Below are 20,605 nucleotides of genomic sequence, written 5' to 3' on the forward strand. Positions count from 1 at the left end.
ATTGAACACATGACGCTTGAACTCGACAAACTCGACAAGGCACTGACTGGCATTTCCGGGATTTTGGTGACCCCCTATGACGCCAAGGGCGACATAGCGCCGGAAAAGCTTCAGCCGATCATCGATCATGCCTTGGATGCCGGGCTGCATATGCCCGTGGTCAATGGCAATACCGGCGAGTTTTACGGCCTGACGACAGATGAAGCCTGCACCATGGCGCGGGAGGTCGTGGCAATGGTCGGCAAGCGCGCCCCTGTGCTGGCCGGCGTCGGCCGCTCGATCCGCGATGCCTGCCGCCTGGCGGAAGCTTCCGCAAAAGCCGGCGCCGCGGCATTGATGGTTCACCAGCCGCCGGATCCTTTCGTGTCGCCACGGGGAACGGCCTCCTATCTGCGACAGATTTCCGCCGCGTCCGGGGGAATGCCGATCATGGTCTATCTGCGCAATGACGCGATCGGGACCGACAATATTCGCGCTTTATGCGAGGTTGAAGGCGTTAAGGGCGTGAAATGGGCGACGCCCAATCCGCTGAAGCTGGCCGCCGCAAAGGCCGCCTGCGACCCGTCAATCGTATGGGTAGGCGGGCTTGCCGAAGTCTGGGCCCCGGTGTTTTACGCCGTGGGCGCACGCGGTTTCACCTCCGGCCTCATCAATATCTGGCCGGAACGCTCGATGGCGATCCATGCGGCGCTGGAAAACGGCGATTACCCGCTCGCCAACCAGCTCATTGACGCGATGAAGGCCTTTGAAGATGTGCGCGCCGAGGAGATGAACGGGACCAATGTGACCGGCGTAAAGGCGGCGCTTCAGGCCATCGGCAAGGATTGCGGCAGCACTCGAGCGCCGTCCGCCTGGCCCCTGACCGCGGGGCAGCAGGCGCAGATGGAAAGTTTTCTGAAAGAAAACGGCCTGATCTGATGTCTTGCTACTGTAGTGCGGTGGTTTGAAAATGCTTGGGATTTGATACCTGACCGCCGCTTGGCCGCATGATGCCGCGCTGAAAACGATGAACGGCCGGACCGCCTCCGGCCGTTCATGCTTCTGAGGATTATTTATTCGGCATCTTGCGCGTCATGCACGGTCCGGCCGCGCCTGGGTTTGCGGATCAGGATGGCCCAGACGAAGAGCGCGGTCAGCGCAAGGAAGAAGAGGCTGTCCGGATTGGTGACGAATACCATCGGGTTGCCGTCGTTCAGCGACAGCGAGCGCCTGAGATATTCCTCTAGGTCAGGACCGAGGATGAAGCCCAGCAGCATCGACACCGTCGAGTAGTTCTGCCTGCGCATGAAATAAGCGAGGATGCCGAACAGGGCCGCCAGCGACATCTGGAAGGTCGAGTAGGTGGCCACGTAGCTGCCCACCAGCGCCACCACCGCGATGCCGGTGTAGAGCAGGCCCTTCGGGATCGAGACAATCTTGATGAACCATGGGCCGAAGAGCCAAAGCGTCAGGGGAATCAGGATCAGCGCGGAGAAGAACAGCGAGCCCAGCATCGGCCCCAGCAACTCGGCCTGGTTCTCGAGCAGGCGCGGACCCGGCTGCAGTCCGTTGATCACCAGCACGCCGAGGACGATGGCTGTGGTCGGGTCGCCGGGAATGCCGAACATCAGCATTGGCACGAAGGCGCCGCCGCACATCGCGTTGTTGCCGGTCTCGGCCGCGGCGATCCCTTCGCGCGAGCCGTTGCCGTATTCCTGGGGCTTCCTGGAGGACGAGCGGGCCACGGCGTAGGACACGAACGCTGCCATCGAGCCGCCGGCGCCGGGCAGGATGCCGATGCCGTAGCCGATGAAGGACGAGCGCAGATAGGTCAGGAGACCGATCTCGCGGATCTCCGAGCGCGGCGGCAGGAAATCCCGGCGGCGGATCTTTAGACCCTTTGCCTTTTCGAGGGTCGAGCTGAGATTGTCCTTCCAGTTCTCCGACTGCATGAGCACCTCGGAGATGGCGAAGGCGCCGATCACCAGCGGCATGATGTCGATGCCCTCGACCAGCGTTTCCGTGCCGAAGTTGAAGCGCGGAATGGGCTGAAGCACGTCGATGCCGACGGTGGCGATCATCACGCCGAGCAGCGTCGCGACGAAGCCCTTGGCGATGTTGTCCTTGTCGACGATGACGATGACGACGAGCGCAAACAGGACGAGGGAAAACTTGCCGGGCGTGCGGATCAGCAGCGAGACCTCGGCCGCGACGGGCATGAAAGCCATGAGCAGCACCGCGCCGATCGCGCCGCCGATCATCGACCCCAGTGCCGCGTGGCCGAGCGCATTCGCGCCGAAGCCCCTTTTCATCAAGGCATTGCCCTCGATCGCGGTCATCACCGAGGAGGGCGCGCCGGGAATGTTGATGGTCGTCGCGGTGATCGAGCCCGAATACATCCCCGCCATGAAGATCGAGGCGCACATGACCAGCGCCGGCACAACATCGATGGTGTAGGTGATCGGCAGCAGCAGCGCGATGGCCAGCACCGAGGTCAGGCCCGGCATGGCGCCGAAGAAGGTGCCGACCAGGAAACCACCGACCATGAAAGCGATAACGTAGGGATCGGCGAGGGCGGTCATGCCACTGAGTATGTCAACGAAAATGTCCATCAGAAGAAGCCCTGGGTGAGGGTTGGCAGCCGGACGCCGAAGATGCCTGCGAAGAGCCCGTAGAACAGGGCGGTAACGCCGATGGCGCAGATCGCGAATATGTGCGGCTTGCGTAACTGGAAGTGGAAGATGGAAAACAGCACGCAGGTGAAGGCAAGCGTCGACAACCAGTAGCCAAGCAGGCGGAACAGCGCGATGTACCCCGCCGTCGCGACGATCACCAGCAGCGGGCGCAGCAATTCGCGAACAGGACCGTCGGGTGTGGGTTTGCGGAACTCGCCGACGAACACCGCCGCGAGGGCGACATACATCAGGCAGGCCATAAGAATCGGCACGGAGCGCGGACTCATCTCGCCGGGACCCGCGAACTGCGAATGGATGTCGAAGGCGGCAGCGAGATAGACGGTCGTGACGATCAGGAAGAACAGCGGCAGCAGGACGCCTGTCCTGCAAAGCGGCGCACGGTCGGGCATCATGGTCTCCGGATTGGAGGCGGCACCTGAACGGGTCTGGTGCCGGCTGTTGTCATGGCTGCGAGGACGGCGTCGCGTCGGTTATTTCGTCAGAACGCCAGCTTCGACAAGTCCGTCCATCTGGGTAAAGAGCCCCTGCGCCGTGTCCTCGGCCCAGGCATCGAGTTCATCGCCCGCCAGCCAGTTCGGCGTCACGCCGATTGTGGCGAGCCAGTCCTGGAACTCGGGGCTGTCATAGGCCTCATGATAGGCCGCCTCGAGCGAGGCCACCACGTCCTCCGGGGTGCCCGCGGGAGCAACCAGCACGATGAAGGAGCCGTTGAGAAGATCAATGCCGGCTTCCTCGGCGGTGGGCACGTCGTAGGTCGGATTCTTGGCGTCCGAGAACTCGACGATGCCGCGCGCGGTGCCGTCCTCGATCAGGTTGGCGAAATCGCCGAGCGAGGTGAGGACCACGTCCACCTCGTCGGAGAGAAGCGCTTCCTTCTGTGGCGCCGCGCCGCCCGGATAGGAGACGATGCGGAACTCGGCGCCGGTCAACTGCTGAAGCTGCAGCAGCGTGAGGTGCACGCGGCCGCCGAGGTTCTGAACGCCAACGCGCACATTGCCGGGGTCGGCCTTGGCGGCTTCGATCAGGTCGTCCAGCGTCTGGTAGTCCGAATCGGCATCGACGATGATGGCGTCGGCCTCGCTGGTGATACGGGCGATAAGGTCGAGCTTGTCCATCTGGTAGCTCGGCAGCATGCCCTGCCACGGCACGGTCACGATGCTGTCATAGGTCAGTGCGCCGATGGTGTAACCATCCGGCCGGGCGCTCATCACCTGGCCGACGCCGGTGGCCGAGTTGCCTCCCTCGATATTCTCGACATAGATCGTGCCGCCAAGCGGTTCCTCGGCCAGCGTCGTTACCTTGCGCACGATGCCGTCAGTGCCGCCGCCGGCGCCCCACGGCACAACCATGCGCACGTCGCGCTCGGGGTATTCGGCGAGGGCGGCAACCGGCGCGAGGGCCGTGGTGATGGCGGCAATGGCGCCGATGAAGCTGAGTTTCATGGTTTGTCTCCTCCTAGACTTTTCGGGAACGGCTTCGGCCGTCCCGATTCTCCCTGTGTTCTGACCTTCCGGCCCCTTGCCACGGCGCTGGCGCGCTGTGGCTCCGCTCCGCAGGTCCTTGCCCGGGGCGGAATTCGCCGGCAGCGCTTGCGCCCCAACCAACTAATACATTACTATATGAATTCACGCGCGGTTGGCAAGCCTCCTTGGGACAACCATGGCGAGATCGATACAGGTTATTGAAATAAATGGAGAAACTTACATGATTTATGACCACCGCACCTACACCTGCCGTCCTGGAACCATCAGGAAACACCTGACGCTCTACGGCGAGCACGGGTTCGACGTGCAGCGTCGCCACCTTGGCGAGCCCATTGTCTACGGCGCGGTCGAGACCGGCGACGTCAATTCCTATGTTCATATCTGGTGCTACGACGATGCCGCCGACCGCGCGGCCAGGCGCGCGGCGCTCGCGGCGGACCCGGAATGGCAGGTCTACCTCAAGCGGAGCGCCGAGGCCGGTTACCTCGTCTCGCAGGTCAACCAGCTCCTGGCGCCGGTCCCGTTCTTCACGCCAAAGCGGGGCTGAGCGATTCCGGCCCCTGCGCGAGGCGCGGCCTGCCGCCAGCGCTTCTATTTATCCGCGATGCCGGAGGGGTTGTCACCCCTCCGGCAGATCCATACGTCCAATGAGGAAGTCGAGCTCGGCGAGGTCCGTCGCGGTCAGCTTCGGCCCCGGTCCGCGCAGGGCGTTTGAGGTCAGCGCGCCGCGGCGGCGCATCATCTCCTTGCGCAGGGCGATTCCCCACTGGCCCTGCGCCTCGTGCTTGAGCAGGGGCAGGTAGCGGTTGAAGAGGTCGTGCGCTTCGGCCCGCTTTCCTTCGGTCATCAGATCGTAGACGCCAGACAGCATTTCCGGGTAGGAGAAGCCGGCCATCGGGCCATCGGCGCCGCGTTCCATCTCCTGAACAAGGTACTGACCGTTGTTGCCGGTCAGGATGCGCACCGGGCGCGATAGCTCGGCCCGCATCCGCGTGACCTTGATGGGAGACGGGAAATCCTCTTCCTTGATGACGCCGATCTGGGGGAAGGCGGTGATCAGCCGATCGATGGCCGGTACCGACATCACCACGCCGGAAGCGGCGGGGAAATCCTGCAGCACCGTCGGCACATCGCCGATCCGTGCGTAGACCGCCTCGAAATACCGCAGCAGGTCCTCGTCGGTGCGGATGCCGGCGGGCGGGCAGATCATCACCGCGTCGGCGCCTTCGGCCATGATCTGGGCGGTGACCTCGGCCAGCGTGGCGAGGTTGGGGTGCGAGACGCCGGCGATGATCCGGTGCCCGTCCGCCGCCGCGACGTAGCGGGCGGCCACGGCGATTGTTTCGTCCACTGTCAGTTTCTGCGCCTCGCCCGAGACGCCGAGCACGGTCAGTCCCTCAGCGCCGTGGCGGTAGTAGAAGGCTGACAGCGTGTCGATGCTCTCAAGGTCGAGGGTTCCGTCATCGAGAAACGGCGTCTGTGCAACAACGTGCAGGCCGCAGGTGTCGGCAAGTGTTTTGGACATGATCTCTCCCTTCGCGGACCGGTGCGCTCCGCGTTTCCACTGGTGGTGTCGATATATCTGACGACGCCCGAACGGGCCGGGCGTCAGATGAAGTAGTCCTCGTGCAGGGCGCGGTATTCGTCGGCCCAGTCATCGGGCTTGTGGGTGTGGAAGCGGATCTCGCGGATCGCGGCCTCGACGACGCCCGACTCGATCGCGGCCACGATGCGCTCGTGACCTTGCAGGATCAGGCCGAGCCGTTCCTCGGAGTGGGTCTGCAGGCGGCGCACCCGGTCCATGTCGCCGGTCTGCGAGCGCAGCAGGGCATGCAGGTTCGGATGGCCCGCGCCCTCGAACATGACGTAGTGGAAATACTCGTCGAGTTCCTGGAAACGGCGCAGTTTGGTGTTGTCGGCGGCGACCAGACGCTGCATGGCGATGACTTCGCGCAACCGGTCCATGGTCGCCGGCGAAGGGGTCGTGGCGAGCTTCATCGCCACCTCGGTCTCGAGCGCCTGGCGCAGGAAAAGCGCCTCGCGGATCTGATCGAGGTTGATGCGCGTCACCAGCGTCTTGGATTGCGGGTAGATGCGGATCAGTCCGTCCTGCTCGAGCCGCTGCATGGCGTCGCGAAGCGGCGTCTGGCTGACATCGTATTCACGTGCGAGGTCGGCGCGCGTCAGCGCGGTCCCCGGGGGAAGGTCAAGCGACAGGATTCGCTGTCGCAGATCGTTATAAATCCGCGAAGAGGCCATTGGCCGTCCGATCGACGTCTCCTGCCGCATCATGTCGAATGCGAGGGTCATTGTTGGTGTCTGCATCCCGAGATTCTTGTCCGTGCCGTGATTGTCCGCATTTAACCGCATGTACAGGCCTGTTGACCATACTGATAAACTAAAATATTAGTGCATGACAAGTTCCGAGACGCGACAGCTCCCTCCACAATGCGGCCAGGGCTTTGCGGCGGTGCGTGAATCGCGCCGGATCGGACTTGTGAGACAAACGCGGACGGGCAGGCGCCCGGCTGCACGGCGAGCGAGGGTCGAGGTTATGGAAGGCAGGAAATCCGGGTTTGATCCGCACGACAGGCATCTGGTCGCGAGCAAATGGGTGACCGCAGAGGCGGCCTTCCGCTCTGAGCCCGTCTGCGGCGATGCGCTTGACGTCGGTGCGACCTCGGTCGGCATCATGGCGATCCGTCGCTTCCAGCGCCCGGTGAGCTACCCGAACCTGCCGGCCGCGCTGATGCCCGCCGGTTGGCAATAACATCCAGCCCCGCATCGACCGGACATGCTCCGCGACAGGCTGACAATATATCCAGATTGAGGAGACACACACAATGATCGCACCCGACGCGCTGCGCGAAATCATTCGCCACGGGCTTCTGTCCTTCCCCGTGACCCCCTTCGATACGGAGGATCGTTTCGCGCCGAAGCCATTCCAGGCGCATCTCGAGTGGCTCAAGCCCCACAAGGTGGCAGGGCTGATCGTGGCGGGCGGTACCGGCGAGATGTTCTCGCTCACCCCGGAAGAGATCGTCAGCGTGGTGCGCGCGGCGCGCGAGACGGCTGGCGACGCGCCGGTGATCGCGGGCTGTGGCTATGGCGTGCGCATGGCCTGCGATCTCGCCCGCGCGATAGAGGCGGCCGGCGGCGACGGCATCCTTCTTTTGCCGCATTACCTTACCGAGGGACCCCAGGAGGGGGTTGCCAACCGCATCCGCGCGGTTTGCAGGGCCACGAAAATGGCGGTCATCGTCTACAACCGCGGCCAGGCGCGGATCTCGGCCGAGACGCTCGAGCAACTGGCCGACGAATGCCCGAACCTCATCGGCTTCAAGGACGGGACCGGCGACATCGACAACGTCCGCCGCGTGACCGTGCGTCTCGGCGATCGGCTGGCCTATATCGGCGGCATGCCCACCCACGAGCTTTTCGCGCAGGCCTATCGCGGCGCGGGCATGGCGACCTATTCCTCGGCGGTGTTCAACTTCGTGCCCGAGACCGCGCTGGAATTCCACGGCGCTTTCCTCGCCGGTGACGATGCCAGATGCGAGCAGTTGCTGAAGGACTTCTACTACCCGTTCACGAAAATCCGCGACCGCAAGCCGGGTTACGCCGTCTCGGCGATCAAGGCCGGCGTCGCCCTGCGCGGCTTTGAGACCGGGCATGTACGCGCGCCGCTCACCGACCTGACCGACGAGGAGGTCGAGATGATGCGTGAACTGATCAAGGGACGCAACTGATGCCGATCGGGCCCGTCGCCGTTCTCGAACCCGCCAGTGCGCAGATGCGCGCCCGGATCGAGACGCTGTGCGACGATTTCGACCTGCGCTTCGTCAGCAGCATCGAGACCGACGATATGCGCACCGCGCTTCAGGGCGCGACCTACGCGGTAACGCGGGGACTGCGCTTTCCGGCCGAGCTTCTGGCCGGGGCCGGGGCGCTGAAGATGGTGCACCAGTGGGGAACCGGCGTCGACGGTATTCCGCTGGACGTCGCCCGGGAGCGCGGCGTGACCGTCGCGCGCTCGCCCGGCGTGAACGCGCCCACCGTGGCCGAGGCGACGCTGGCGCTGATGCTGGCGACGCTCCGGCGCCTGCCGCAGGTGCAGCAAAGCTTCCGCGGCGGCGCCTGGAACCAGCCGGACCTCTGGCGCGAGGCGCGCGATCTCGGCTGCTGCCGGGTCGGTCTCGTGGGCATGGGCGCGATCGGCAGGGAGGTGCTGAAACGGCTCTCGGGCTTTGGCTGCGCGGTTGCCTATACGAAACGCTCGGGGCCGGACAATGCGCTCGAAGTGCCGTTCAAGGATTTCGACGCGCTGATCGGCTGGGCCGACGTGATCTCGCTGCACCTGCCGCTCACGGCCGGGTCTAAGCACCTCATCGACGCGAAGGCGATCGCGGCGATGAAACCGGGCGCGGTGCTCATCAACACCGCGCGCGGCGGACTGGTTGACGAGGCGGCGCTGATCGACGGGCTGCGCTCGGGTCAGGTCGGGGCGGCGGGGCTGGATGTGTTCGAGACCGAGCCGGTGACCGGGCCGAACCCGCTGCTGGACATGCCGAACACGGTAACGCTGCCGCATGTGGCGGGGCGCACGCTTGACAATTTCGACCGCATGGTGCGCCACTGGGCGGGCAATATCCGCGCGCATGCCGAGGGCCGGGCCATCGACCCGGACTGCATCGTGGTGCCCTGAGGGCAACAACATTGGACAATCATGGGGAGAATACATGGCTGAGACCGTCAAGCGCAGCGGCGGCCAGGCGCTGGTCGATCAACTTCTGATCCACGGCGCCGACTGTGCCTATTGCGTGCCGGGCGAGAGCTACCTCGAAGTGCTCGACGCGCTCTACGACGTGCGCGACCGGTTCACGCTGTACAATGCGCGCCACGAGGCCGGCGCCGCCGATATGGCCGAGGCCTATGGCAAGCTGACGGGCAGGCCCGGCATCTGCATGGTCACCCGCGGTCCCGGCGCCTGCCAGGCTGCGGTGGGCGTGCACATCGCCTACCAGGATTCGACCCCGATGATCCTGCTCGTCGGTCAGGTCGGGCGCGAGACCATGGATCGCGAGAGTTTCCAGGAAATCGACTACCGCCAGATGTTCGCCCCCGTGGCCAAGTGGGCAGCGCAAATCGACAGCGCCGCACGCATCCCCGAATACATGGCCCGGGCGTTCCGCGTGGCGACCTCGGGCCGGCCCGGCCCCGTGGTGCTGGCGCTGCCGGAGGACATGCTGACCGACGTGGTCGAGGTCGCCGACGCCATGCCCTATACGCCCAGCGTCCCGGCGCTGAGCCCCGGTGACGCCGCCGCCGTGATGGCCGCCCTGTCGAAGGCCGAGCGGCCGCTGCTCCTGGCCGGCGGCCCCGGCTGGAGCGACGCTGGCTGCGCGGCGCTGCTGCGCTTCGCCACCGACAACCGGCTGCCGGTTGCCACAAGCTTTCGCCGTCAGGATCTGATCGACAACCGCTCCGACGTTTATGTCGGGGATTTCGGGACCGGCGTCGCGCCGAGCCTCGTCAAGCGGCTGGCCGAGGCCGACCTGCTGCTGGTCATCGGCGCGCGTCTCGGCGAGATCACGACAAAAACCTATTCCACGCTGTCCGTGCCGACGCCGGCGCAGACGCTGGTGCACATCCATGTCGACGCCAACGAGATCGGCCGGGTCTATTCGCCCGCGGTCTCGGCGGTCTCGGGCCCGGATGCGGCGCTCTCGGCGCTCACAGCCCAGCCGGCCGCCGCAGCGCCCGAGGACTGGTGCGCCAGGTTGCGCGCCGAGTATCTCTCCGACAGCGAGCCGCCGCCGCACGACTATCCGCTCGACATGGGCCAGGCGATGGCCGACATGCGCGATCTGATCCCGGCGAATGCGGTGGTCACGCTCGACGCCGGCAACCACACCGGCTGGGCGCAGCGCTTCCTGCGCTATGGCCGGCCCGGGCGGCAGATCGGTTCGACCTGCGGCTCGATGGGCTATGCCGTGCCCGCCGCCGTGGCGGCCTCGCTGGCCGATCCCAAGCGACAGGCCATCGCGTTTGTCGGCGATGGTGGCTTCATGATGTCGGGAATGGAGATCGCCACCGCCGTGCAGCATGGCGGGCGGCCCATCGTGCTGGTGTTCAATAACGGCACTTACGGCACCATCCGCATGCATCAGGAGCGCGAGCACCCCGCCCGCGTCTCGGGCACGGACATTGCCGCCTCGGACATCGGGATGATTTCGCGCGGGCTCGGCGCCGCGCATGAGCGGATCACCGAGACGGCTGAGTTCAGGCCCGCCCTTCTGCGCGCTTTCGAGCATGACGGCCCCACGGTCATCGAGTTGATGACCGACCCCGAGCAGATCTCCACCCGCACGACGGTCAGCCGTCTGCGCGGTCAGCAAGCCAGGACAAATTCATGACGACTGAGAAGACGCCAGACACGCTGCGATCCTCGCGCTGGTTCGCGCCCGACGACCTGCGCAGCTTCGGCCATCGCTCGCGGATGATGCAGCTCGGCTATGCCGAGGAGGATTTCCGCGGCAAGCCGGTGATCGGCATCCTCAACACCTGGTCCGAGCTCAACTCCTGCCATGGCCATTTTCCCGAGCGGGTGCAGGATGTCAAACGCGGCGTGCTCGCGGCCGGCGGTTTCCCGGTCGAGATGCCGGCGTTGTCGGTGGACGAAAGCTTCACCAAACCGACCTCGATGCTCTACCGCAACATGCTGGCGATGGAGACCGAGGAGATGATCCGCTCCCACCCGCTCGACGGCGTGGTGCTGATGGGCGGCTGCGACAAGACCACGCCCGGCCTCGTGATGGGCGCGGTCACAGCCGGCGTGCCGATGATCTTTCTGCCAGCCGGGCCGATGCTGCGCGGGCATTACAAGGGCCGCATCCTGGGCAGCGGCTCGGACGGCTGGAAATACTGGGACGAGCGCCGCGCCGGCAATGTCTCCGACGAGGAGTGGCTGGGCATACAGGGCGGCATCGCGCGCTCGGTCGGCACCTGTATGACAATGGGCACGGCCTCGACCATGACCGCCATCGCCGATGCCATGGGCCTGACGCTGCCCGGCGCCTCCTCGATCCCCGCCGCCGACAGCGGGCACAAGCGCATGGGGTCGGCCTGCGGGCGGCGCATTGTCGAGATGGTCTGGGAGGACCTGACGCCCGAAAAGATCATCACCGCCGCCGCCGTCAGGAACGCCGCGATCGTCGCCATGGCCACCGGCTGTTCGACCAATGCGGTGGTGCACCTGATCGCCATGGCCCGCCGCGCCGGCGTGGCGCTGACGCTTGACGATCTCGATACGCTCGGGCGCGTCACGCCGCTTATCGCCAATGTGCGACCTTCCGGCAAGGACTACCTGATGGAGGATTTCTACTATGCCGGCGGCCTGCTGGCACTGATGAAGCAGATCGAGGAGCGGCTCGACACCTCCGTCACCGGCGTCACCGGCAAGCCGCTTTCAGAGGCGCTGGCAACGGCCGAGGTCTACAATGACGACGTCATCCGGGCGCTGTCGAACCCGGTCTACCACCAGGGCTCTCTGGCGCTGCTGCGCGGCAATCTCTGCCCGGACGGCGCAGTGATCAAGCCCGCCGCCTGCGATCCGAAGTTCCACGTGCACGAGGGACCGGCGCTGGTGTTCGACAGCTATCCCGAGATGAAGGCGGCGATCGACGACGAGGATCTCGATGTCACCTCCGACACAGTGCTGGTGCTGCGCAATGCCGGACCCAAGGGCGGGCCGGGCATGCCGGAATGGGGCATGCTGCCCATCCCCAAAGCGCTGATCAGGAGGGGTTATCGCGACATGCTGCGGATTTCCGACGCGCGCATGTCCGGCACGTCCTACGGCGCTTGCGTGTTGCATGTGGCACCGGAGAGCTTCGTCGGCGGACCGCTGGCGCTGCTGAAGACAGGCGACATCGTGCGCATGGACCTGCCGAACCGCAGCCTGAACATGCTGGTGGACGAGGCGGAACTCGCGCGCCGTCGCGCCGCCTGGTCGCCGCCCGAACAACGCTTTCAACGCGGCTGGGGCTACATGTTCTCGCAGCATGTGACCCAGGCCGACAAGGGCTGCGATTTCGACTATCTCGAGCGGGGCTTCGGCAAGGCTGCGGGCGAGCCCGATATCTTCTGATTCGCACAGGCGCGACGGCGCCTGGCGACTTGAGGTTCTGTGCCGGAGCGCTGAAACTGAAATGTTCCGGCGGACTGCCGCAAATTTAGCGCCGCGGGCTTTCTTTCCAGGCTCTTTTGCGGCTCGGTCTTCCGCCGGCCTCCATCGCCGATCTTTCGCGTTACAAATGGGTGCTGCCGCGTATGGGCACCAAACTCCAGACCGAACTCAACCGCGTGTTCCTGCTGAAGGGCGAGGAGGTCCCCGTCGTCAACGTGCTGACGAGTTCGCTCTACACAACGCGGGCCTTCCTCCGACGCACGGACATGATGACGATCCTTGCCCGCAGCGCCCTGTCGGAGAAAGACACGGCCGGTATTGCCGCGCTGGAGCAACCCTGGTTCTCGCTCCAGCGCGAGGCCTTTCTGGCCACGCTGAAGGGAATGAAACTGCCTCCTGCGGTGAGAACGGCGGTGCAAAAGTCGGCCACGGAAGCGGCGGAATAATTCGGTCGCGGGCGGAGTAAAATCCGGCCACCTATCTTCCTTCTGCAATGAGGTTGAACGGCCGCAGCGCGATCTGGCTGCCATGCAGTCCTTTCCAGCGTCGCCCTTTGACGCCTGCGATCAGGCCATTGCCAAGGTCACGGGCCCAGTCTCTCGTTCGCTACAAGACGAACGATTATTCCGTGCCCGTCGCCTACTGGTACTGGGATCGTGTCCCGAGGAGTGGTGTAGCTGGCGGGTTGGTCACCAGTGTTTTCCGGTAGGGTCGGGTTGTCGAAGACCAACCTTAAGGACACCACCGATGACCGACGACATGATGAACCTGCGCTCCCTCGTGTCAGCCTCTTACTATCGATCGTATGTCCAGATGTGTCAGCGACATGGACATGAAAAACGTTTTTGGCCAGATCAAGGCCAACGGTGGTTGGTTTCATCGGAAAGCTCCTTTTGCAATCTGGGACCACTATACGGCCCCTTCTCGGAGCGGGGCCGTCTTCCCCATCAATGGCAGCTTGCGCGATGAGTTGTTGAATGAAGAGGTATTCGACACGTTGGAGGAAGCGCGCCGAAAACTGGCCCTGTGGCGATACGACTACAACAATGTCAGGCCGCACTCATCGCTGGGAAATAAAACGCCGAACGAAGTGCGGAGAGAAATGGAGGAGCTTGATGCGGGCGCCACACAGGCCCTTGCCCACGCAGACCAACCAAACTACCACCGATCCTTTCAGTCGCATGATGTTTCGTCTCTGGTTCGGCAAGACGATGCACATGGGAGCTGCCATCCACGAGACCGGCGGCGCGCATGGGCGAAAACCCCGAAACATCCGTGCTCGATCCGTTCAACCGGCTCTGGGACGCGCAGAACGTTCTGGTCACGAATGCGAGCGCCTTTCCCGGCAGCGGCGTTGCCGGGACCACGCTGACGGTCATGGCATTGACGATCCGGGCCTGCCGCAACCTGGGCAGTGACGCCGGTTCGGGCAGTTCTGCGGCCTATGTCAAGAACCAGTGACGGAAGCCCATACCACCGGGGAGACCTAGCAAGCCGCCCGATAAGGCTACTCTACCGTCATAGAAATGAGAAAATTGGTGCCGCTACAACTGCTAAACGGCGCGTCGCCGGCTCACATCCCTTCAAGACCTCGGCGTATTCTTATCCAGTTAAAATACGTCGTTTAGCTGACCCCGACCTCTTACACACCGTTATCTCCCTGCTTCTGAATAAGCGCCTTCTGAGCATCCAAAACTTCGATGCCTTGATCTCCTCCACTCCTTCTCCCAGCCGAGAAAATAACGCGGAAAATCAAGGGTAATATCAGACCACGCCGGGGCCGCTCCCGGTCAACAACCAGGCTTCTCATATTCCATTTTTCGGTCTCCGGAGCTTTTGCGGATGATGAGCTGATGCGGAATATAGTCCGGCGACGGCGTTGCCTTTCCATCGATCAGGTCAACAAGGTATCGCACGGAAGCTTCCGCCATTTCGCGTCTGGGCAGGCGGACTGTGGTCAGGGGCGGCGAAAACAGGCTGGAAAAGCTGAGGTCGTCGAAACCCGCCACGGCAATGTCTTGCGGAATTTTGAGCCCGTTTGCCTGAAGTTCGGCCATCAGTCCGTAGGCCGACAGATCGTTCGCGCAGAACACTGCGTCGGGATAGACCGTGCGAGCCATTAATGATCGTGCTGCACGCCGACCGTCATCCACGGCAAAGCCTTCTCCGATGAATTTATCAGGGATCTGAAGGCCGGCTTCTACAAGGGCGCGGCGCCAGCCGTTCATACGCAAGCGGGAAACCAGAACCCCGGGGGAGCCCGCCAGATGGGCGATCCGGCGGTAGTCGCGTTTCACGAGATGGCTGACCGCGTCGAAAGCCGCCGCCTCTTCGTCGATCTGAACGCCCACAATGCGCTCATCCGGTGCAGTCGGGCTGAGCGTTCGAACGACGGGAAGCACCTCGCCTGCGGCCAAACGCTGGGAAATGCTCGACGGACAGTAGTCGGATGTAAGCAGTATGCCGTCAATGCCGCCGGTAAACAGTTCCTCGGCCTGCCGATCCACCCTGCCTGCATCGACGCCGGTGTGGCCGATGCGAATATCGTAGCCGCGCTCATGGGCGATGCTGTCGATCTGCATCAGAAGGTCGGAATAGTTGAGGTTGGCAATGTCGGGAATCAGCACCAGAAGAATGCCGCTTCGCTGCATCCTCAGCGAGCGCGCGTGGCGGTTGACTGAGTAACCGAGATCGCGCGCTACGTCGGCGATGCGCCTTCTCGTTTCCTTGCCGATCCGTTCATTGCCCGCGAGCGAGCGGCTGACGGTGGAGGGTGAGACGCCGGCCAGTCTGGCGATGTCGGCAATCGTGGGCGAGCGGCGCGGCTGAGGCTTCTGCGAGAGGTTCCGCGATGTGTCGTGCTGACGGGCCAATGCTCTTCCTGTCACGGGTCCGAAACTGATCCGGAACCATCAGTTTTCCCCTCAAAACAAGGGATCATCTCCTTCTAGTGCCTTATCGAATTCCCGTTGGCAACAAAAATACCTTTTCGATTTAGCGATTTTTGACTTGCGCGCAATCGATTGCACATTTACAACAATGCAATCGATTGCGCAAATCCTTGAAACGGAGGAGCGGCAATCCGGCGACGAGGAGGTCGCCGACTGGAAGGAGGAAATCCATCCGATTTCCACATAGGCGCGGTTTTACGCGTCAGGTTTGATTTTTCGTCGTTTCTGTTGGGACGGCGCGTGCGGAAGTGTGTCCGCCTGACAATCAGGAGATGTATTTTATGGCGAGCTTTGATGCCATGGCCCCCGGCAAGGAAGCCGATTTCGAAACAATTCTTTCTCTCCAGCTGTGGAGCCTGCGCCATCTCGGTGACCTGGAGGCGCAGCTTGCCGCCGCCGCCGATGCCGGATATCGTCTGGTGGAGCCGATCGGCGCTCATCTTCAAGAAATCGAGCGCCTGAAAGCAGGCCTTGCCAAAAACAATCTGTCCGCCCCGAGCGGGCATATCGGCATGGCCGATCTGCGTACCAGGCTCAGCGAAACCGTGGACGCCTGCGGACAGGTCGGCATGACGCGGCTCTACATGCCTGCCTTTTCGGAAGTAGAGCGCGTTGGCGATGCGGAACATTGGCGTTCGCTCGGTCGCGAACTCGGCGAAGTGGCGACGCGTTTGGCCGAAAACGGCATAACGCTCGGCTACCACAATCATTTCTGGGAATTTGACGTTCTGGACAACGGAGAAACGGCGTTGGCGAACCTGTTTGCCGGCGCGGAGGGAACGCCGCTTGCGTGGCAGGCCGATATCGCCTGGATCGCCCGCGGAGGAGCTGATCCGGTCGCCTTCATGGAACGCTACGCCTCCATTCTCAATGCCGCCCATGTCAAGGACCAGGCGCCCGAAGGCGAAAAAGCCGACGAGGACGGATGGTGCGATGTCGGCACGGGAATTCTCGACTGGCCGAAACTGTGGGAACAGGCGCGTCGCTTCGGAGCCGAGTATATGGTCGTCGAGCACGATAACCCCGCAGACCCCTTCGCATTCGCCGCAAACAGTCATGCCTATCTGGCCCGCATGGCGCGCTCCGGCAATTAATACAAATCAGCAGATAATGGAATGCTAACGTGACAAAGCAGAAAGTTGGAATTATCGGCCTCGGAATGGTCGCCCAGGTGGTCCACCTCCCGGTCCTCAGGGAACTGGGCGACCATTTCGAAATCACCGCGCTTTGCGATATTTCGCCGAATCTGGTCGAAATTGTCGGCGCGCGGTTCCCAGAGGCGCGTCGGTATACCGATCATCAGGCCATGCTCAGGGATGAAAATCTCGATGTCGTTGCGGTGGTCAACAGTGACGAGTATCACGCCGATTGCGCCATCGATGCGCTTGCGGCCGGTTGCCATGTACTGATTGAAAAGCCCGTCTGCCTGACGCTTTCCGACCTGGATCGCATCAAGGCCGCCCGTGACGCTTCCGGGCGCATTGCCATGGTCGGCTACATGCGGCGCTACGCCGGAGCCTACCGCTCACTGCTTTCGAACATGCCGGCGCGCGATGACATACGCCATATCGCCGTAAGGGACATCATCGGCCCCAACAGCTACTTCCTCGATCAGACTGAGAAGGTTGTTTCGGCGAACGATCTCACGCCGGCTCAACTGGACGAGCGCAAGGCAAGAGCGGCCGCACAGGTTGCTGAAGCGCTGGGCTCCGTCGGCAGCGCCCATGTCTCGGCCTACCGGATGCTGTGCGGGCTCGGCTCGCATGACCTATCGGCTTTGCGCGGGCTCGTGGGCAGTCCCAAAAGAGTGGCGGGCGCCATCCAGAAAAGCAGCGGCGTTTTCGTCAGCGCGCTTCTCGATTACGGCAGCTTCGCCGCGACATTCGAGATGGGTGTGGACAAGGTTGGCGATTTCGACGCCTACATCGAAATCTTCGCTGGCGAGAAGCGGCACAGGCTCGATTATGATACACCCTTCATCCGTCATCTCCCGACGACGCTGACGACTAAGAGCACAGTCGGCGAGACACTCGACACCGTGATTGGCCGGCCGACCTATCGCGATCCCTATACCAGTCAGTGGCAGGCATTCCATCAGGCGATCGAAAGCGGTTCGGCCGTGGAGACCTCGCTTGAGGATGCGGCAGAGGATCTTCGGCTGTTTGCCGAGATTATCGCTGCGTTCCCGGATTAATACCGGCGGCGCAGCATTGTTGAGAGCGTTCGTTCAATGAGGAGGAGAACATGAACGATATTATGCGAATGAAACGCCGTACATTTCTGGCCGGCAGCGCGGCGGCGATCGGCGCCGCCGGATTGCCGTCGCTGGCCTTCGGCGCGGAGGAAATCACATTCTGGGATATGGTCTGGGGCGCGTCCGGCTACACCGATGCCGCGCGTGAAGTCGCGCTTGCCTATGAGCCAGCAGCCGGTCTTGGCGAAGTCAGCTACCAGTCGATCCCATGGGCAAACTGGTATCAGACCTTCACCTCGGCGGCGGCCTCGCGCACGACGCCGGCCGTCAGTTCCGGCGCCGCCTTTCTGCCGTTCTATTTCATGGAACAGGGCGTCATGATCCCCGCCGACAATCTGGTCTCGAAGCTCGATGCCGCGGGCAAGAACGACTTTCTGCCCGGCCTGCTCGATGCGATGACGACGCATGACGGCATTGCCGCCATGCCCTGGTCGATGGACCTCAGGGTCCTGTGGTATCGCCGGTCTCTTCTCGAAAAAGCCGGGGCCGATGTGCCGACGGATTGGGACAGCTACATCGCCGCCGGCGAGAAGCTGGCGAAGATCGGCGCGGTGGGGCTTGGCATCGCGGCCAGTTCGACGACCACCGATGCGAAGCACACGATTTCCGCTTTGATGATCAACAATGGTGGCGGTTTTTTTGCGGAAGACGGGTCGCTCGACTGCGTCAACGACCGCAATATCGAAACCCTGGAGTTCCTGAAGGAATGCGTCGCCAAGAAAATCATCGATCCCTACGCGATCAGCTACAACAGCGACAATGTCGAAACCGACTGGATCAACGGTCACATCGCCATGGGCTTCGGCCAGACCGGCATGGATAGGATCGTTCCGGAGAGCGAGCGGGATGATCTTCAGGTCGCAAATCCGATTCTGGGACCGCATGGCGACAAGGGAACGGTCTATTACATCAATCCCCTGATGATGTTCGATACAACGCCCTCGCAGGATTCCTCGGAAGCCTTCCTCGAGTACTACCTCGACAATATCAAGGCCTATTGGGAAACCGGCGTGATCACCGATCTGCCGGTCAAGCGCAGTATCGCCGAACTTCCGGTCATTCAGAACAATCCGAAGCTCGTTCTGGCGATCAACGAGTGGCAGCCGCACGGCAAAACCATTGCTGCCCAGTCCAACGAAGCCTTTGGCGCGCTCAATGCCGTTGATGGCGGCAACGCGACGGCGACCTTTGCCCAGCGCATCGTCGAGGGCAAATCGGATTCCCGCAAGCTGCTCGAGGATCTTCAGGGGCAGCTTGAGAAAATCATGAACTGACAAGACAGGATACGGCGACAGCGCAATGTCAATGTTCTTTCAAGACACGTCCACCGCACGCCGCCGCCGGCTGACGATGGCAGGGCTCGCCCTGCCATCGATCCTGATGATGGCGTTGGTCAATGGTTATCCGGTTGTCGTCGCGGCGGTGCAGTCCGTTCACGACGGGGGCCTTCTGAAGCTCGGCGATTTCGTTGGCGTCGAGAACTACATTCGTGTTTTCCAGGACCCGCTTTTCTGGAAGTCGCTGCGTTTCACCGTTCTGTTCGCCATGTGCGGCGTGTTCGGCAGTTGGGTCGTCGGTTTTGCCCTTGCGCTGTTCCTGAGGACCCGTTTTCCGGGAAGCGCCATCTTCCGTGTTTTGCTGTTGCTGCCATGGATCGTGCCGATCGTGGTAACGGCGATGGGCTGGAACTGGCTGGTGGCCACCCGCAACAGCATCATGCCGCAACTGGCCGAGGCTCTGGGATTCGGGCCGGTCATGTTCCTGGCAGATCCAACCATGGCGGTGATTACCGTCTGCGTTTTCAAGATATGGATCAGCTATCCGTTCATGATGATGATGGCGGCCGGCGCGCTGGAAACGGTTGACCAGAGCGCAATAGAAGCAGCGCGCGTGGATGGCGCGGGTCCGTGGAACCTGCTGGTCCACATGATCCTGCCCATGACGGCGCGGTCCACCTATATCAGCTGGATCCTGATGACGATGTTTTCCGTCAATGACTTTCCGACCATCTTCCTGCTGACGGGCGGCGGGCCGGTCAACGCCACCAGTTCGCTGGTCGTGATGGCCTATCGCACCGTCTTCCAGGACTTCCAGCCAGGGTATGGCATCGCCATTACCTTTGTCATCACAACGGCTCTGGCCGTTCTCTCGCTCTGCCTGTTCAACCTCATCAGAAAGTCGAGCGTGTCATGAGCGTCAATCCCGCTGTTTCCAGAAAGGCGCGGCAGCGCGCCACGATGGGTCTGATCCGGCTTCTGGCAGCCTGCGTGATCACGGCCGTCCTGCTTACGCCGATCCTGGCGGTATTCTGGCTGTCGCTGCGTCCACGGCTCTATTCGGATATTGTCGGTCCGACACTCGATAATTTCCGCTATATCTTCGTCAATACCAACGTGCTGACCTGGACCGTCAACAGCCTTTCGGTCGCCCTGTTCGCCACCGTGGCTTCGCTGCTGGTGGCCGCGCCTGCGGGCTATGTTCTTTCCCGGGCCAAGGGGCGGATCGTCTCCATCTACGCGATGAGCATCTTCGTCATCCAGTCCTTTCCTGTTGTGGTCTTCGTCATTCCGCTCTTTGTCATGTTCGCCGCCGTTCATCTGGTCGACACGCTTGCCGGCGTGGCGATCATCTACGTGGCGACGTCGGTTTCGGTCGCCTGCTGGATGATGTCGGCCTATTTCGACACGATCCCGAAGGAGCTTGAAGAGGCGGCCTGGATCGACGGCTGCTCGGTGCTGAGCGCCTTCGTGCGCATCGTGCTGCGCAATTCGCTGCCTGGAATCCTGTCCACGGCGATCTACAGCTTCCTTCTGGCCTGGAATGACTACCTGATCGCGCTGGTCTTTCTCCGGTCCGATTCCAACTTCACGCTGCCGATCGGACTTCAGACCTTCTTTCAGCAGAACCAGACCGACTGGGGCCCGGTGATGGCCTGTGCCGTCATCATGCTGCTGCCCCCGGTTCTGGTGTTTGCCTTTCTCAATCGTTTCTTCAGCATCGGCGGCGTCGGTGGCGCGCTTGCGGGCAAATAGCAATACAGTCCGGGGAGATTT

The 20,605-nt window shown here is 62.8% G+C and carries 19 protein-coding genes and 3 pseudogenes; 16 read left to right on the forward strand and 6 right to left on the reverse strand.

All coding sequences use genetic code 11. The annotated features are described in order from the left end of the window. Nucleotides 1-9 precede the first annotated feature (9 nt). Nucleotides 10-918, forward strand: coding sequence for a dihydrodipicolinate synthase family protein (locus tag Mame_RS26310; RefSeq protein WP_018067171.1), 909 nt, complete (start codon nucleotides 10-12; stop codon nucleotides 916-918). Between the two features lie 134 nt (nucleotides 919-1,052). Here the strand turns inward: Mame_RS26310 and Mame_RS26315 are convergent, their stop codons facing one another. The 3 genes from Mame_RS26315 to Mame_RS26325 all read right to left on the reverse strand — a co-directional run bounded on the left by Mame_RS26315 (nucleotide 1,053) and on the right by Mame_RS26325 (nucleotide 4,117). Then, complete coding sequence (locus Mame_RS26315) at nucleotides 1,053-2,591, reverse strand: tripartite tricarboxylate transporter permease (RefSeq protein WP_018067170.1); 1,539 nt, start codon at nucleotides 2,589-2,591, stop codon at nucleotides 1,053-1,055. After that, the gene (locus Mame_RS26320; RefSeq protein ID WP_018067169.1) at nucleotides 2,591-3,064 is read right to left on the reverse strand and encodes a tripartite tricarboxylate transporter TctB family protein; all 474 of its coding nucleotides are present in this window, start codon (nucleotides 3,062-3,064) and stop codon (nucleotides 2,591-2,593) included. The genes Mame_RS26315 and Mame_RS26320 overlap by 1 nt, the downstream gene beginning before the upstream one ends. Before the next feature lie 81 nt (nucleotides 3,065-3,145). After that, on the reverse strand, nucleotides 3,146-4,117 hold the full coding sequence (locus tag Mame_RS26325; protein ID WP_018067168.1) for a Bug family tripartite tricarboxylate transporter substrate binding protein: 972 nt from the start codon (nucleotides 4,115-4,117) through the stop codon (nucleotides 3,146-3,148). A gap of 262 nt (nucleotides 4,118-4,379) precedes the next feature. Here Mame_RS26325 and Mame_RS26330 point away from each other — a divergent pair, with 262 nt between their 5' ends. After that, nucleotides 4,380-4,706, forward strand: coding sequence for an NIPSNAP family protein (locus Mame_RS26330; protein WP_018067167.1), 327 nt, complete (start codon nucleotides 4,380-4,382; stop codon nucleotides 4,704-4,706). Between the two features lie 72 nt (nucleotides 4,707-4,778). On the opposite strand, the gene Mame_RS26335 is transcribed toward Mame_RS26330, so the two are convergent. Both Mame_RS26335 and Mame_RS26340 read right to left on the reverse strand, forming a co-directional pair. After that, on the reverse strand, nucleotides 4,779-5,684 hold the full coding sequence (locus Mame_RS26335) for a dihydrodipicolinate synthase family protein (protein WP_018067166.1): 906 nt from the start codon (nucleotides 5,682-5,684) through the stop codon (nucleotides 4,779-4,781). A gap of 83 nt (nucleotides 5,685-5,767) precedes the next feature. Further along, on the reverse strand, nucleotides 5,768-6,484 hold the full coding sequence (locus tag Mame_RS26340; protein ID WP_162141099.1) for a GntR family transcriptional regulator: 717 nt from the start codon (nucleotides 6,482-6,484) through the stop codon (nucleotides 5,768-5,770). 229 nt (nucleotides 6,485-6,713) lie between these two features. Between Mame_RS26340 and Mame_RS26345 the strand changes: the two genes are divergently transcribed. The 9 genes and pseudogenes from Mame_RS26345 to Mame_RS26380 all read left to right on the forward strand — a co-directional run. Next, the gene (locus tag Mame_RS26345; RefSeq protein WP_018067164.1) at nucleotides 6,714-6,929 is read left to right on the forward strand and encodes a hypothetical protein; all 216 of its coding nucleotides are present in this window, start codon (nucleotides 6,714-6,716) and stop codon (nucleotides 6,927-6,929) included. A gap of 73 nt (nucleotides 6,930-7,002) precedes the next feature. Continuing rightward, the gene (locus tag Mame_RS26350) at nucleotides 7,003-7,908 is read left to right on the forward strand and encodes a 5-dehydro-4-deoxyglucarate dehydratase (RefSeq protein WP_018067163.1); all 906 of its coding nucleotides are present in this window, start codon (nucleotides 7,003-7,005) and stop codon (nucleotides 7,906-7,908) included. Next, the gene (locus Mame_RS26355; protein ID WP_018067162.1) at nucleotides 7,908-8,864 is read left to right on the forward strand and encodes a 2-hydroxyacid dehydrogenase; all 957 of its coding nucleotides are present in this window, start codon (nucleotides 7,908-7,910) and stop codon (nucleotides 8,862-8,864) included. Before Mame_RS26350 ends, Mame_RS26355 begins: the two co-directional genes overlap by 1 nt. Nucleotides 8,865-8,898: 34 nt before the next feature. Continuing rightward, the gene (locus Mame_RS26360) at nucleotides 8,899-10,575 is read left to right on the forward strand and encodes a thiamine pyrophosphate-dependent enzyme (RefSeq protein WP_018067161.1); all 1,677 of its coding nucleotides are present in this window, start codon (nucleotides 8,899-8,901) and stop codon (nucleotides 10,573-10,575) included. Beyond that, entirely contained in the window at nucleotides 10,572-12,308 is a 1,737-nt protein-coding gene (araD, locus tag Mame_RS26365; RefSeq protein ID WP_018067160.1) for an L-arabinonate dehydratase, read from the forward strand. Before Mame_RS26360 ends, araD begins: the two co-directional genes overlap by 4 nt. A 182-nt stretch (nucleotides 12,309-12,490) precedes the next feature. After that, nucleotides 12,491-12,793: a type 2 periplasmic-binding domain-containing protein gene (locus tag Mame_RS26370; protein WP_235726872.1), complete on the forward strand. Its 303-nt coding sequence runs from the start codon at nucleotides 12,491-12,493 to the stop codon at nucleotides 12,791-12,793. A 55-nt stretch (nucleotides 12,794-12,848) separates the two neighbouring features. Next, nucleotides 12,849-12,990 (forward strand): annotated as a pseudogene (locus Mame_RS26985) (Mu transposase domain-containing protein); the annotation flags it as partial. Between the two features lie 276 nt (nucleotides 12,991-13,266). After that, nucleotides 13,267-13,509: pseudogene (locus Mame_RS26990) on the forward strand (integrase core domain-containing protein); the annotation flags it as partial. Nucleotides 13,510-13,513: 4 nt separating this feature from the next. After that, nucleotides 13,514-13,808: pseudogene (locus Mame_RS26380) on the forward strand (GMC oxidoreductase); the annotation flags it as partial. A gap of 329 nt (nucleotides 13,809-14,137) precedes the next feature. Here the strand turns inward: Mame_RS26380 and Mame_RS26385 are convergent. Next, nucleotides 14,138-15,220: a LacI family DNA-binding transcriptional regulator gene (locus Mame_RS26385; protein ID WP_018067157.1), complete on the reverse strand. Its 1,083-nt coding sequence runs from the start codon at nucleotides 15,218-15,220 to the stop codon at nucleotides 14,138-14,140. A 359-nt stretch (nucleotides 15,221-15,579) separates the two neighbouring features. Here Mame_RS26385 and Mame_RS26390 point away from each other — a divergent pair, with 359 nt between their 5' ends. From Mame_RS26390 to Mame_RS26410, 5 genes are read left to right on the forward strand one after another with little or no spacing between them, the layout of a single operon-like run. Then, the gene (locus tag Mame_RS26390) at nucleotides 15,580-16,392 is read left to right on the forward strand and encodes a sugar phosphate isomerase/epimerase family protein (protein ID WP_018067155.1); all 813 of its coding nucleotides are present in this window, start codon (nucleotides 15,580-15,582) and stop codon (nucleotides 16,390-16,392) included. Between the two features lie 29 nt (nucleotides 16,393-16,421). After that, nucleotides 16,422-17,492, forward strand: a complete 1,071-nt coding sequence (locus tag Mame_RS26395; protein ID WP_026173883.1) for a Gfo/Idh/MocA family oxidoreductase — start codon at nucleotides 16,422-16,424, stop codon at nucleotides 17,490-17,492. A 50-nt stretch (nucleotides 17,493-17,542) separates the two neighbouring features. Further along, a complete protein-coding gene (locus Mame_RS26400; protein WP_018067153.1) occupies nucleotides 17,543-18,826 on the forward strand; it encodes an ABC transporter substrate-binding protein in 1,284 nt (427 codons plus the stop codon). Nucleotides 18,827-18,851: 25 nt separating this feature from the next. Next, nucleotides 18,852-19,745, forward strand: coding sequence for a carbohydrate ABC transporter permease (locus Mame_RS26405; RefSeq protein ID WP_210162290.1), 894 nt, complete (start codon nucleotides 18,852-18,854; stop codon nucleotides 19,743-19,745). Then, nucleotides 19,742-20,584, forward strand: coding sequence for a carbohydrate ABC transporter permease (locus Mame_RS26410; RefSeq protein ID WP_018067151.1), 843 nt, complete (start codon nucleotides 19,742-19,744; stop codon nucleotides 20,582-20,584). The genes Mame_RS26405 and Mame_RS26410 overlap by 4 nt, the downstream gene beginning before the upstream one ends. Nucleotides 20,585-20,605 lie beyond the last annotated feature (21 nt).

It is taken from the genome of Martelella mediterranea DSM 17316 (assembly GCF_002043005.1).
Taxonomy (GTDB): Bacteria; Pseudomonadota; Alphaproteobacteria; order Rhizobiales; family Rhizobiaceae; genus Martelella; species Martelella mediterranea.